Origin of the sequence: Gordonia soli NBRC 108243 (genome assembly GCF_000334455.1) — a bacterium.
GTDB lineage: Bacteria > Actinomycetota > Actinomycetes > Mycobacteriales > Mycobacteriaceae > Gordonia > Gordonia soli.
The window spans coordinates 1-12,691 of sequence record NZ_BANX01000024.1; the positions used below are offsets into that span (position 1 = coordinate 1).

11 protein-coding genes are annotated in these 12,691 nt (G+C 67.6%); 8 read left to right on the top strand and 3 right to left on the bottom strand.

Translation table 11 applies throughout. The features are described 5' to 3' along the window. On the top strand, nucleotides 1-821 hold an 821-nt coding region (locus tag GS4_RS15920; protein ID WP_007622350.1), incomplete at its 5' end, for a ComEC/Rec2 family competence protein. Next, nucleotides 778-1,761: a DNA polymerase III subunit delta gene (gene holA, locus GS4_RS15925; RefSeq protein ID WP_040510781.1), complete on the top strand. Its 984-nt coding sequence runs from the start codon at nucleotides 778-780 to the stop codon at nucleotides 1,759-1,761. The genes GS4_RS15920 and holA, both read left to right, overlap by 44 nt. 146 nt (nucleotides 1,762-1,907) lie before the next feature. Here holA and rpsT read toward each other — a convergent pair whose 3' ends face one another. Further along, on the bottom strand, nucleotides 1,908-2,168 hold the full coding sequence (rpsT, locus tag GS4_RS15930) for a 30S ribosomal protein S20 (RefSeq protein WP_007622352.1): 261 nt from the start codon (nucleotides 2,166-2,168) through the stop codon (nucleotides 1,908-1,910). A gap of 284 nt (nucleotides 2,169-2,452) precedes the next feature. Here rpsT and GS4_RS15935 point away from each other — a divergent pair, with 284 nt between their 5' ends. The 4 genes from GS4_RS15935 (at nucleotide 2,453) to GS4_RS15950 (ending at nucleotide 7,375) form a co-directional block, all read left to right on the top strand. Beyond that, nucleotides 2,453-3,619 (top strand): hypothetical protein, encoded by a 1,167-nt coding sequence (locus GS4_RS15935; protein ID WP_040510799.1) that lies wholly within the window; start codon nucleotides 2,453-2,455, stop codon nucleotides 3,617-3,619. A gap of 143 nt (nucleotides 3,620-3,762) precedes the next feature. Further along, nucleotides 3,763-5,550 carry a circularly permuted type 2 ATP-grasp protein gene (locus tag GS4_RS15940; RefSeq protein ID WP_007622356.1) on the top strand — a complete coding sequence of 596 codons (1,788 nt, stop codon included), beginning with the start codon at nucleotides 3,763-3,765 and terminating at the stop codon, nucleotides 5,548-5,550. Beyond that, nucleotides 5,547-6,530, top strand: a complete 984-nt coding sequence (locus GS4_RS15945) for an alpha-E domain-containing protein (protein WP_007622357.1) — start codon at nucleotides 5,547-5,549, stop codon at nucleotides 6,528-6,530. The genes GS4_RS15940 and GS4_RS15945 overlap by 4 nt, the downstream gene beginning before the upstream one ends. After that, a complete protein-coding gene (locus GS4_RS15950) occupies nucleotides 6,527-7,375 on the top strand; it encodes a transglutaminase family protein (RefSeq protein WP_007622360.1) in 849 nt (282 codons plus the stop codon). Before GS4_RS15945 ends, GS4_RS15950 begins: the two co-directional genes overlap by 4 nt. Before the next feature lie 86 nt (nucleotides 7,376-7,461). Here the strand turns inward: GS4_RS15950 and GS4_RS15955 are convergent, their stop codons facing one another. Next, the gene (locus GS4_RS15955; protein WP_007622362.1) at nucleotides 7,462-7,869 is read right to left on the bottom strand and encodes a type II toxin-antitoxin system PemK/MazF family toxin; all 408 of its coding nucleotides are present in this window, start codon (nucleotides 7,867-7,869) and stop codon (nucleotides 7,462-7,464) included. Beyond that, nucleotides 7,866-8,510, bottom strand: coding sequence for an alpha/beta hydrolase family protein (locus GS4_RS15960; RefSeq protein WP_007622364.1), 645 nt, complete (start codon nucleotides 8,508-8,510; stop codon nucleotides 7,866-7,868). The genes GS4_RS15955 and GS4_RS15960 overlap by 4 nt, the downstream gene beginning before the upstream one ends. Before the next feature lie 105 nt (nucleotides 8,511-8,615). On the opposite strand from GS4_RS15960, the gene lepA reads away from it, so the two are divergent. Together lepA and GS4_RS15970 are read left to right on the top strand one after the other, a co-directional pair. Further along, complete coding sequence (lepA, locus tag GS4_RS15965) at nucleotides 8,616-10,532, top strand: translation elongation factor 4 (RefSeq protein ID WP_007622373.1); 1,917 nt, start codon at nucleotides 8,616-8,618, stop codon at nucleotides 10,530-10,532. 71 nt (nucleotides 10,533-10,603) lie between these two features. Continuing rightward, nucleotides 10,604-12,637, top strand: coding sequence for a M3 family metallopeptidase (locus GS4_RS15970; RefSeq protein WP_040510801.1), 2,034 nt, complete (start codon nucleotides 10,604-10,606; stop codon nucleotides 12,635-12,637). Nucleotides 12,638-12,691: the final 54 nt, after the last annotated feature.

Consider the following 12,691-nt stretch of genomic DNA (forward strand, 5'->3'; position numbering starts at 1 on the left):
CCGGCGCGAACTTCGCGCTGGTATGCGGATCGGTGCTCGCGGTGGTGCGTGCCGTCGGCACCCCACCGCGCACCACTGCCGTGATCGGGGCGTTGGTCATCCTGGCGTTCGTGGTGCTGGTGCGACCCTCGCCGAGCGTGCTGCGCGCGGCCATGATGGGCGCGGTCGGCATCCTCGCGCTGGCGTCGTCGCGCCGGTCCCAGGCGATCCCCGCGCTGGGCACGGCGACCATCGTCGGCCTGCTGTGGTGGCCGGGCCTCGCGGTCTCACCCGGCTTCGCCCTGTCGGTCGCCGCGACCGGGGGACTCGTCGTGTTGGGTGCACCGATCCGTGATCGGCTGACCCGGCGTCGGGTCCCGCGAGGACTCGCCGAGGTGCTGGCCATGGCGATCGCTGCCCAGATCGTGACGGCGCCGATCATCGCCGGGCTCAGCGGTTCCTACAGTGCCGTGTCGGTGGTCGCGAACGTCCTCGTGGCACCGGTGGTCGGGGTCATCGCCATCGCCGGCACCGCGGCCGCCCTGGTCGGTGCGATCGGTCCGCCGTCCGGGATATGCGCCGACGTCGCACTGGTGGTACTCCGTGGCTTGATCCCCGAGGTGTGGTGGATGCTGGCTTGCGCCCGCACCGCCGCGAACACACCGTGGGCGCGGCTCCCGGTTCCCGACGGCGCAGTCGGCGCGGTGGTGGTGATCGCGGTGACCGTGGTCGTGGTCCTGGTGGTGCGCAACCGGCACACGCGGCGCCTGCGATCCCGTGTCCGTCGGGTCTGGCAGCATGAACGCCGTGAGCGAGCGACTGCATCTGCTGCTGGGCGATGACGACTTCCTCACCGGCCGGGTGATCGGCTCGGTGACCGGTGGTCGCGTCACCGACGTCGGGTCCGAGTTGCCGGTGACGAGGGTGCGGGCAGGCGATGTGAGCGAGCACGAGCTCGCCGAGCTGCTCAGTCCGTCGCTCTTCGCCGAAGAGCGCGTCGTGGTCATCGAGTCGGCCGCCGACGCCGGCAAGCAGCCGGCGGCATTGATCGCCGAGGCTGCGGCCAACCTGCCCGAGGGCATCACGCTGATGGTCGTCCACACCGGCGGTGGGCGCGCCAAGCCCTTGGTCGGCGACCTGAAGTCGGCAGGGGCGACCGAGCACGACTGCGCGGCACCGCGCTGGCCGTCCGAGCGGATGGACTTCGTCCGCAAGGAGTTCCGCTCGTTGGGTGTGCGCGTGAGCGCCGATGTCGTCGAGCAGGTGGTCGAGGGCGTCGGCTCGGAACTGCGCGAGCTCGCTGCCGCATGCAGTCAGCTGGTCGCCGACACCGGCGGAAAGATCGACCGCGATGCGGTTCGACTCTACTACGCGGGTCGGCCGGAGATCACCGGCTTCGAGGTCGCCGACAAGGCCGTCACCGGTGATCGTGCCGGGGCGCTGGAGTCGCTGGCGTGGGCCCACCACCACGGCGTGCCACGGGTCCTGCTCGCCGACGCCCTGGCCGAGGCGGTCCACGCCATCGCCCGGGTGCGGGCGATCGGTTCGATGGACCAGTACGCGGCCGCCTCGGAACTCGGCATGCCGCCCCGGCGGGTCAAGAAGGTACAGGCACAGGCTCGAGCGTGGGATTCTGCGTCCATCGCCGAGGCGGTCGTCGTGGTGGCGACGCTCAACGGTGACGTCAAGGGACAGGCCGCCGACGCCGATTACAGCCTCGAACACGCGGTCGGCCGGGTGGCCGATCTCCGGCCGTCATCCGGCCGGGCAGCACGCGCCTGACCGACCCGTCGACCGACGACACCCGAGCCGGCGGCAGATGGGGGAGCGCCTCGTCTGCCGTCCGTCGTGGCCCGACAACGCAACGCAGCTCACCCCGGTGACCGCGTGGAGGTCGCCGGGGTGAGCTGAAGAAGTGTGTGTCTAGGTCAGAGCTTGTTGACCGCGACGGCCATGGCCGACTTCTTGTTGGCAGCCTGGTTGGCGTGGATGACGCCCTTGCTGGCTGCCTTGTCGAGCTTGCGGCTGGTGCTGGTCAGCAGCTCGGTGGCCTTGTCCTTGTCGCCCGCCTCGACGGCCTCACGGAAGCCACGGATGGCGGTGCGCAGCGACGACCGCACCGACTGGTTGCGGAGCCGACGCACCTCGTTGGTGCGGTTGCGCTTGACCTGGGACTTGATGTTCGCCACGCGTGTATACCTCGTCTATCGCTCGGATGGTTCGCTGTCTGTGTCCAGGCGTCCATCGTTGTTCGTACTGCGAGGCGCCTGAGCAGGTCGGATTCGATGGGCACGGCCATCGGCGTCTGACACTGCGACAGCGGTCGACTCTACCAGTCGGCGACGTACCGCCCCAAATCATCGCCGGTCGTCGGGCGAATCGCGGCCGACCGCCCGCGGTGATCGCGACTTCCGACGGTATCGCCGAACGGATGCTCGGACGCACCGATGCCGACGGTACTGTCGATCTCGTCATGCAGCGCGTATTCCTCCACCTCGGACTCCCCAAGACGGGGACCACGAATCTCCAGGACCGGCTCTGGCGTAACCGGGACACCGCGCTCGCCGACTTCGGCCTGCTCTATCCCGGCAACCTGATCTCCGATCACTTCCACGCTGCCGTACACCTCCAGCCCGACCGGTATCTCGACTGGGTCGATCCGGCGTTCGCGGGTAGTTGGCCGACGATGCTGGCGCAGATGAAGAACTGGCCGCAGACGTCGCTGGTGTCCCACGAGTTGTTCAGTACCGCGACACCGGAGACCGTCGACCGGATCCTCGCCGACCTGTCGTTCGCCGACGAAGTGCACGTCATCGCCACCGTCCGTGATCTGGCACGCCAGCTCGCGTCGGTGTGGCAGGAGAACGTCAAGAATCAGCGGGTCGCCACCTTCGGCGAATTCGTGTCATCGGTGCGGGCGCACGCCGGGCCGCCCGGTGACGGGTCGCTGACCCCCGGCTCCGAGGGACGTCTCCTGCCGGAAGCCATCGAGGAAGAACCGTTCTGGGAGTTCCAAGATCACGTCCGGATCCTGCGCACGTGGTCGGAGCGGCTGGGCGCCGCGCGCGTACACGTCGTCACGGTCCCGGCGCGCGGCACCGACGGTTCGCTCTGGGATCGCTTCCTGAGCGTGTTGGAGGTCGATGGTGCCGCTTTGACCGCGCAGGTGCCCGGCACCAACAGTTCACTCTCCGCCGCGCAGGCGGAGTTCCTGCGACTGCTCAACCGCCGCCTCGGTCCCGATCAGATCCCCTGGGAGCGATACGAGCGGGTGGTCAAGGGGCAGCTGGTCGGCGAGATCCTCTTCCGTTCACAGGAGGGCGTGCCTCAGGGGCTCTCCGCCGACCAGCGGGTATGGGTCTCGGCCCACGCTGCCGCGATGACCGGTTCGATCCGCTCGGCGGGGTATCGGGTCGGGGGTGATCTCGACGACCTCACGGTCAGCCGGGTCACCGGTCCCGATGCGAAACCCCCGACCGGACAAGCTGTCCTCGACGTCGCTCTGGACACGTTGTCGGAGATGGTGCGATCTGCTCCGCTGCCGCGGACGCGGCCGCGTTGGCAGACCGAGGCCAAGAACGTCGCCCGTCGTATTCGGCGGCGTGCGCTGTCACTCAGGACGCGCCGTACCGCGCACTGACCCCCGGCCGGTCGGGTCCGACGCGGTTCCCGCTGTGGGACGGGCGAATCGGGCGCCAGGAGGCGCAGGCTCGCCTCGGAGATGGTGGCTACATCGAGCGAGCATCCTGCCGCGTGCCGGATTTTGTAGCACCATGGCTCACTATGACTCCCGCTCCAACCGCCTCGTCCACCAAGCGCGCGTCTCGCAAGAGCACGGCCACCACCTCGGATCAGCAGCGGGCGGCGAAGTCGAAGAAGTCCGACGGCTCGGCGAAGTCGGGGAGGGCGGAGCCGTCCTCCCGTGGCAAGGCCAGATCGACGTCGGCGACCAAACGATCACGACCCTCGTCCACCGAGGTCCGCGCATCCGCCGACTCCATCTTCGGTGCCTACGCCGGAGGCACCGGTGCCGCGGCGTTCGACGAGATGTTCGACGACGACGGGTCGGTGCGCTCGGCCTACCGGGGCATCTTCAAGGCCATGAGTGCATCCGAACGCGCCGACCTCGAGGTCCGGGTCGACGCGCTCGGTCGTGCGTTCATCGATCAGGGCGTCACCTTCTCGCTGTCGGGTAAGGAGCGCCCGTTCCCGCTCGACGTCGTGCCGCGCGTCATCTCCGCCTCCGAATGGACCAAGCTGGAGGCCGGCATCACCCAGCGGGTCGCAGCACTCGAACTGTTCCTCGACGACATCTACGGCGAGCAGGAGATCCTGCGCGACGGTGTGCTGCCCAAGCGGCTGGTCCACTCCTGTGAGCACTTCCATCGCCAGGCTGCGAACTTCAAGCCACCCAACGGTGTCCGCATCCATGTCGCCGGCATCGACCTCATCCGCGACGCGCAGGGCGACTTCCGCGTACTCGAGGACAACCTCCGATCGCCGTCGGGTGTCTCCTACGTGATGGAGAACCGTCGCACCATGGCGCGGGTGTTCCCCGACCTGTTCTCGTCGCATCGAGTTCGCGCCGTGGGCGACTATCCCAGCCATCTGCTCCGCGCGCTGCGGGCGTCGGCAGCGTTCAACGAGGCGGACCCCAACATCGTGGTGCTCACACCCGGTGTCGCGAACTCCGCCTACTTCGAGCACTCCCTGCTCGCGCGGCAGATGGGAGTGGAGTTGGTGGAGGGGCGAGACCTCTTCTGCCGCGACAACATCGTTTACATGCGCACCACCGAGGGCGAGCAGCGCGTCGACGTCATCTACCGCCGGATCGACGACGACTTCCTCGACCCGATGCAGTTCCGGCCCGATTCGATGCTGGGGGTCGCCGGGCTGCTCAACGCAGCGCGGGCCGGCAACGTCGTCATCTCCAGCGCGGTCGGCAACGGGGTCGGCGACGACAAGCTGATCTACACCTACGTGCCCGAGATCATCGAGTACTACCTGGGCGAGAAACCGTCCCTGGCCAACGTCGACACGTTGCGATGTTGGCTCGACGACGAGCGTGAAGAGGTGCTGGACCGCATCGACGAACTGGTCGTGAAACCGGTCGAGGGGTCGGGTGGTTACGGGATCGTCTTCGGCCCGGATGCGACCGCAGCAGAGCTGGACACGCTGGCCCGCAAGGTTCGTAACGACCCGCGGGGCTGGATCGCCCAACCGGTAGTGCAACTCTCGACCGTCCCGACCAAGATCGGCGACGACCTGTGTCCGCGCCACGTCGACCTGCGGCCGTTCGCGGTCAACGACGGCGAGTCGGTGTGGGTGCTGCCCGGCGGACTCACCCGTGTCGCGCTCCCGGAGGGTTCGCTCGTGGTGAACTCCAGCCAGGGTGGAGGATCGAAGGACACCTGGGTGCTCGCCTCTCGGTCGTCCGAGGCCGAGCAAGAGCTCGCAGGCGACCAGGTCGTCGCCGCATCCGGGGTCGCCAATGCGCGCCCGGCCGAGAGCGCGCCCGAATCGTTGCGGACCCAGACCCAACAGCAGCAGCAGGCAGGTGATCTCGGATGATGCTGGCGCGCAATGCCGAATCGCTCTACTGGATCGGTCGCTACGTCGAGCGTGCCGACGACATGGCCCGCATCCTCGACGTCGCCATCCACCAGCTGCTCGAGGACGCGACGGTCGACGTCGACCGCGCCGCCCGGCTGGTCATCAACGTCCTGGGACTCGATCCCGGTGACGCCGACGGCGACATGGACGTCTGGTCGCTGACCGAACGTGTGGCCTACGACAAGAGCTCGATCGGCTCCATCGTCGACTTGATCGGGGCCGCACGCGAGAACGCGCGTGGCGCACGGGAGGTCACATCCAGTGAGATGTGGGAATGCCTCAACACCACTTACAACGGGCTCGGCGACGCCGAACGTCGTGCGCGCCGACTGGGGCCGCACGAGTTCCTCTCGTACGTGAAGAACCGGGCCGCGATGTTCGCGGGGCTGGCCGATGCCACCCTCAGTCACGACGACGGTTACCGCTACCTGCTGCTGGGCCGGTCGGTGGAACGTGTCGACATGACCATCCGGATGTTGCTCTCACGCGCCGGTGACCGCGTGAGTTCGCCTGCGTGGGTGAGTGTCCTGGTGTCCGCGGGCGCGCACGACACCTATCTGCGGACCTATCGCGGAATCCTCGACGCCGAACACGTGGTCGAGTTCATGCTTCTCGACCGACTCTTCCCGCGGTCGGTGTTCCACGCGTTGCGGGTCGCGGAAGGCACGCTCAGCGACCTCGAGACTCGCACCAGTCGTGTCGGCGCGCAGGCCGAGGCGTTGCTGCTGCTCGGTCGGGCGCGGAGTTCGCTAGAGTTCCTCGAACCCGGGCGTCTGCTCGACGATCTGCAGACCCGACTGCTCGACCTGCAGGACACCTGCCGTGCGGTGAACGAGGCCGTCACCGCCCAGTACTTCCATGTGTCGCCGTACGTCTCGTGGGCCGATGCCACGGTGAGCGACGGCGAAGACCACGTGATCGAGGAGAGTGAGCTGTGAGCTGGCGTCTGCGAGTGGTGCACTCGACGGGGTTCGCGTACAAGAGTGCGGTCACCTCGTCCTACAACGAGGCTCGGCTGACGCCACGCAGCGACACACGCCAGAACGTGATCGTGAATCGTGTGGAGACCGTGCCCGCCACCCGTTCCTACCGGTACACCGACTACTGGGGCACGGCCGTCACGGCGTTCGATCTGCACGCACCGCACGAGGAACTCGAGGTGTCCGGATCGTCGGTGGTCGAGACGGAGGCCGGTGAGCGACCGGATGTCGAGCAACAGCTGACGTGGGACGACCTGTTGTCGGAGTACGTCGTCGACCGCTACGACGAGATGCTCTCCAACACCGCGTACGTCCCACGCAACCGGCAATTGGTCGCCGCCGCCAAGCGTGTCGTCAAGGGACTGGGCCCAGAGGAGGCGGTCGAGGCGGTGTGTCGGCACGTCCATGCCGAAATGCAGTATGTGCCCGGCACGACCGGCGTGCACACGACCGCGGTGGACGCCTGGAACGAGCGCAAGGGGGTGTGTCAGGACTACGCCCACTTGACGCTGCTGATGTTGCGCGGCCTGGGAATCCCGGCCCGCTACGTGTCGGGATACCTGCATCCGAAGCGCGATGCCGCCGTCGACGAGACCGTCGAGGGGCAGAGTCACGCCTGGATCGAGGCATGGACCGGCGGTTGGTGGGGGTACGACCCGACCAACGACACCCCGATCACCGAGCAGCACGTGTCGGTCGGCGTCGGGCGCGACTACTCCGACGTCTCACCGTTGAAAGGTATCTACACCGGTGGCGGCGCAACCGATCTCGACGTCGTCGTCGAGATCACCCGGCTCGCCTGAATCGCTCGACACCGCGCCGATCCGTAGAAGTTGTTCCCGGAATCCGGGAACAACTTCTACAAAAACGGGGGGCGGAATGGTCGGAGTCAGTGCCACCCGTGATGTCGACGCAGCAGATCGGCGACCTCGTCGAACCTGCCGCGGTCCAGGATCGCCCCTTCGCGGCGGATCCCGTGTTCCTCGACGACCAGGACGCGGTCCAGCCGGACGAAGCTCTGGCGTCCCTGACTGTCCCAGCTCCCGCTGCCGATCGGGTACCAGTCCGGGTCGTCACGATGATACTCGCGGCTGGAGAGCATGAGTCCGAGCAGCGTCCGGTCGTCGCGCCCGACCACCAGCACCGGCCGGTCCTTCCCCTGATCCGGATGGTCCTCGTAGGCGACCCAGGTCCACACCACCTCGCCGGGATCGGCGGCGCCGTCGAGGTCGGGTGCGTAGGCGATCTCGCGGGCGAATTCGTTTGTCGGACGCGAGTTCTGCGGATGCGGGGTCATGCTCCCACCGACCAGAACTCGTCCACCGCGTCTGCGGCGAGCGGTGCGGTCGGTGTGCGATCGGGGCGCAGATCGTGTCCGGCACCCCGGATCTCGACGATCCGGGTGTCGGAGGGGATCAGTGCGACCGCGTCGGCGAGTTCGGTCGAGGTGGCGAACGGGTCGGAGTGCCCGTGGACCACGACCGTCGGGACCGCCAACGAGGGCAGGTGTTCGGTCCGCAGTCGGTCCGGCTTTCCCGGCGGATGCAACGGATAGGACGAGAGGAGCAGCCCGTCTGCCACCGACGCGTCCTCGGCCACGAGCATCGATGCCTGCCGTCCGCCGTAGGAGTGACCGCCGGCCAGGACCGGTCCCTCCGTGTCACCTCGGAGTGCCTCGATCGCCGTGCGTATGCCGTCACGATCGGCAGCCGCGGTCGACGGGCTCGGCGGTCCCTTCGGGCGGCGGCGCCGGTAGGGGAGGTCGATGCGGGCGACCACCCAGCCCCGGCTCGACAATTCATCTGCGTACGCGCGCAGGATCGCGGAGTTGCGATCACCGCCGGCGCCATGGGCCAGGACGATCGTGCCCCGGGCACCGCCGGCCGGCCTGTGGACGTCCGCGAGGAGCTCGTCGGAGTCGATCGTGACCACCGTCATGGTCGTCAACGGTAGCCCGCGGTGAGGCAGTCGGCGGTCCGGGGAGCCCGCGCCGAGCCGCTCGAGAGGCCGGTGTCCGGCGGCCGGTGTCGTGGACATGAGAAAATGGTTCCCAACACGACGTCAGCAGCACCCGCACGTCTCGTCCCGAGGAGCAGTTCGATCACCACCTTCGCCGACACCACCTTCACCGATCCGGCCCGGATCCGGAACTTCTGCATCATCGCCCACATCGACCACGGGAAATCGACCCTGGCCGATCGCATGCTGCAGCTCACCGGTGTGGTCGAGGAACGGCAGATGCGCGCCCAGTACCTCGACCGGATGGACATCGAGCGTGAGCGCGGCATCACCATCAAGGCACAGAACGTCCGGTTGCCGTGGCAGGTCACCGAGGCCGACGGGAGCACCACCGACTACGTGGTCCACCTGATCGACACGCCGGGCCACGTCGACTTCACCTACGAGGTGTCACGCGCCCTGGAGGCGTGCGAGGGTGCCGTGCTGCTCGTCGACGCCGCACAGGGCATCGAGGCGCAGACGCTGGCGAATCTGTACCTCGCGATGGAGAAGGACCTGACGATCATCCCGGTCCTCAACAAGATCGATCTCCCCGCCGCGGACCCCGACCGCTACGCCTCGGAGATCGCCCACATCATCGGCTGTGAGCCGGACGAGGTCCTGCGGGTGTCCGGCAAGACCGGCGTGGGCGTCGCCGAACTGCTCGACGAGGTGATCCGGCAGGTACCCGCCCCCGAGGGCGACCAGGAGGCTCCCGCCCGCGCGATGATCTTCGACTCCGTCTACGACACCTACCGTGGCGTGGTGACCTACGTCCGTGTGGTCGACGGGAAGGTGTTGCCGCGCGAGAAGATCCAGATGATGTCGACCGGCGCCACCCACGAACTACTCGAGGTGGGCATCGTCTCGCCTGAGCCCAAGGCCACCAAGGGCCTCGGTGTCGGCGAAGTCGGCTACCTGATCACCGGGGTCAAGGATGTGCGGCAGTCGAAGGTCGGCGACACCGTCACGACCGCCAAGAACGGTGCGACGCAGCCACTCACCGGCTACCGGGAACCACGACCGATGGTGTACTCGGGTCTCTACCCGGTCGACGGTTCGGATTATCCGGTGCTGCGCGAGGCGTTGGAGAAGTTGCAGCTCAACGACGCCGCTCTCACCTTCGAGCCGGAGACGTCGGTGGCACTGGGCTTCGGTTTCCGCTGTGGCTTCCTCGGCCTGCTGCACATGGAGATCACCCGCGAGCGGCTCGAGCGCGAGTTCAACCTCGACCTCATCTCCACCGCACCCAACGTGGTCTACCGCGTCCAGATGGAAGACGGTGCCGAACACACCGTCACCAACCCGTCGGACTGGCCGGAAGGCAAGGCGCGCCACATCTTCGAGCCGATCGTCAAGACCACGGTCATCGCGCCGAGCGAGTTCGTCGGCGCGATCATGGAACTCTGCCAATCGCGCCGCGGCGAGTTGGGCGGCATGGACTACCTCTCGGAGTCCCGCGTCGAACTGCGGTACACGCTCCCTATGGCGGAGATCATCTTCGACTTCTTCGATGCGTTGAAGTCGCGGACACGCGGCTATGCCAGCCTCGACTACGAGGAGGCGGGGGAGCAGGAGGCGGACCTGGTGAAGGTCGACATCCTGCTGCAAGGCGAGGCGGTCGACGCCTTCAGCGCGATCGTGCACCGCGAGGCCGCCTACGCCTACGGCAACAAGATGGCCACCAAGCTCAAGGAACTCATCCCGCGCCAGCAGTTCGAGGTACCGGTGCAGGCGGCGATCGGGTCGAAGGTCATCGCCCGCGAGAACATCCGCGCGATCCGAAAGGACGTGCTCGCCAAGTGCTACGGCGGTGACATCAGCCGAAAGCGCAAACTGCTCGAGAAGCAGAAGGAGGGCAAGAAGCGGATGAAGACCATCGGTCGGGTAGAGGTCCCGCAGGAGGCCTTCGTGGCCGCTCTGTCCACCGATGCCGTGGGAGACAAGCCGAAGGGGAAGTGACGGTGACGGGTACATCGCAGCAGGGGCGATCATCGCAGCACGATCCGGTCGGGAACGAGCCGCCGACCGGGGTGAACCCCGTTCTCGCGCACAGTGATCTGCCCCATGGGCTACCTGACTTCGGAGCGATCTCCGACGCCGACTTCCTGCCAGCCTTCGAGACCGCGATGGCCGATCACCTCGCCGAGGTGGACGCGATCGCGAGCAACCCGGATACGCCGACGTTCGCCAACACCATCGCGGCACTGGAGTTCTCCGGCCGATCCCTCGCGCGGGCATCGGGGGTGTTCTTCAACCTCGTCGGGCCGGACACCAACCCGACACGTAACGAGATCGCCCAGCAACTCTCGACCCGTCTGACCGACCACGGCAACGAGATCGCTCTCGATCCTCGCCTGTTCGCCCGTATCTCTGAGCTGTACGCACAGATCGAGACCCTCGACCTCACCGAACCGCAGCGTCGTCTCCTCGCGCGTCGGTACCGTGACGCGGTGCGATCGGGCGCGGGCCGCCAGTCGCCAGACCAGGACGAGATGCGGACGATCTCGTCGCGGCTCGCCTACCTCACGACCGCGTTCTCGCAGCGCATTCTCGACGACACCAACGCATCGGCCGTACTCGTGGAGTCGGTCGCCGAACTCGACGGCTTGTCCGCCGGGGAGATCGCGGCTGCTCGACGCGCCGCGATCGACGCGGGGCACGGGTCCGGTCATCTCCTGACGCTGGAACTGCCGACCAGCCAGTCCGTCCTGACCTCGCTCTCCGACCCTGCCGTCCGCCGACGGATCTTCGACGCCTCGGTCCGTCGTTGCTCCCGTGGGAACGACTTCGACACACGAGAACTCGTCCTCGAGATCGTGACCCTGCGGGCGCGCCGTGCACATCTGCTGGGGTACCGCGACCACGCCGAGTACGTGATCGCCGAAGAGACCGCGCCGGGCCCAGCCGCGGTCGAGACCCTGCTGCGCGAGCTGGCCGCATCGGCGACCCGTGCCGCCGAACGCGAGATCGCCCAGTTGGATACGTCCGACGGCCCGATCGGTCCGGCGGACCTGACCTATCGCCTCGTGCGCGAACGGCGGTCGCAGGCGGCGGTGCCGCTCGACGACTTCGCCGACTACTGCGAACTCGACACGGTGATCGAGAACGGTGTCTTCCATGCGGCGAAGGTCCTCTACGGGTTGCGCTTCACCCCGCGGCCGGATCTGCCCGCCTATCACCCGGACGTGCGGGTGTGGGAGGTCTTCGACGAGTCGGACACCAGCATCGGGTTGTTCCTCGGTGACTATTACGCGCGCCCGTCCAAGCGCGGCGGCGCCTGGATGAACAACATCGTCGACCAGTCCGCGGTGCTCGGCGACCGGCCGATCGTGGTCAACGTGCTGAATCTGACCGAGCCCGACGCGGGGGAGCCGTGTCTGCTGACGATGGACCAGCTCACCACCCTGTTCCACGAGTTCGGCCATGCGTTGCACGGGCTGCTGTCCGCTGTCGACTACCCGTCGCAGTCCGGGACGTCGGTGCCGCGAGACTTCGTCGAGTTCCCCTCTCAGGTCAACGAGATGTGGGCGCTGCACCCGGACGTCCTCGCGAACTATGCGAGGCACCACCGGACCGGTACGGCGATCCCCGCCGAACTCGCCGAGGCCGCACGCGAATCCGTTCGGACCGAGTCGGCACATTCGACCGTCGAATACCTCGCGGCGGCGATCCTCGACCTGGCCTGGCATCGCGTGACCGTCGACGACACCGTGACCGACGTCGAAGCGTTCGAGGCACGTGTGCTCACCGACGCTGGACTCGATCCCGAGCTCATCCCGCCGCGGTACCGCAGCGCCTACTTCAACCACGTGTTCGGTGGCGGATACTCGGCCGGCTACTACTCCTACATCTGGTCCGAGGTGCTCGACGCCGAGACCGAGCAGTGGTTCCTCGCCGAGGGCGGACTGCGTCGGGAGAGCGGTTCCCGATTCGCCGCATCGACGCTCTCCCGTGGCGACAGCGTGGACCCGTTGGTCGCGCATCAGGGACTGATCGGTCGGACAGCCCGGATCGAACCGCTGCTGCTGCGGCGCGGACTGCTCGAGGTGCCGGGGTCCGCCTGAGCCGGGATCCACACGGTCGTTCGCCCGTCGAACCGTCGGACGGGGCACACGCAA

Excerpts from the sequence above, each read along its gene's own strand:
- holA (WP_040510781.1), top strand. The coding sequence starts at position 778 with ATGAACGCCGTGAGCGAGCGACTGCATCTGCTGCTGGGCGATGACGAC.
- GS4_RS15935 (WP_040510799.1), top strand. The coding sequence starts at position 2,453 with ATGCAGCGCGTATTCCTCCACCTCGGACTCCCCAAGACGGGGACCACG.
- GS4_RS15940 (WP_007622356.1), top strand. The coding sequence starts at position 3,763 with ATGACTCCCGCTCCAACCGCCTCGTCCACCAAGCGCGCGTCTCGCAAG.
- GS4_RS15945 (WP_007622357.1), top strand. The coding sequence starts at position 5,547 with ATGATGCTGGCGCGCAATGCCGAATCGCTCTACTGGATCGGTCGCTAC.
- GS4_RS15955 (WP_007622362.1), bottom strand. The coding sequence starts at position 7,869 with ATGACCCCGCATCCGCAGAACTCGCGTCCGACAAACGAATTCGCCCGC.
- GS4_RS15960 (WP_007622364.1), bottom strand. The coding sequence starts at position 8,510 with ATGACGGTGGTCACGATCGACTCCGACGAGCTCCTCGCGGACGTCCAC.
- lepA (WP_007622373.1), top strand. The coding sequence starts at position 8,616 with ATGGTTCCCAACACGACGTCAGCAGCACCCGCACGTCTCGTCCCGAGG.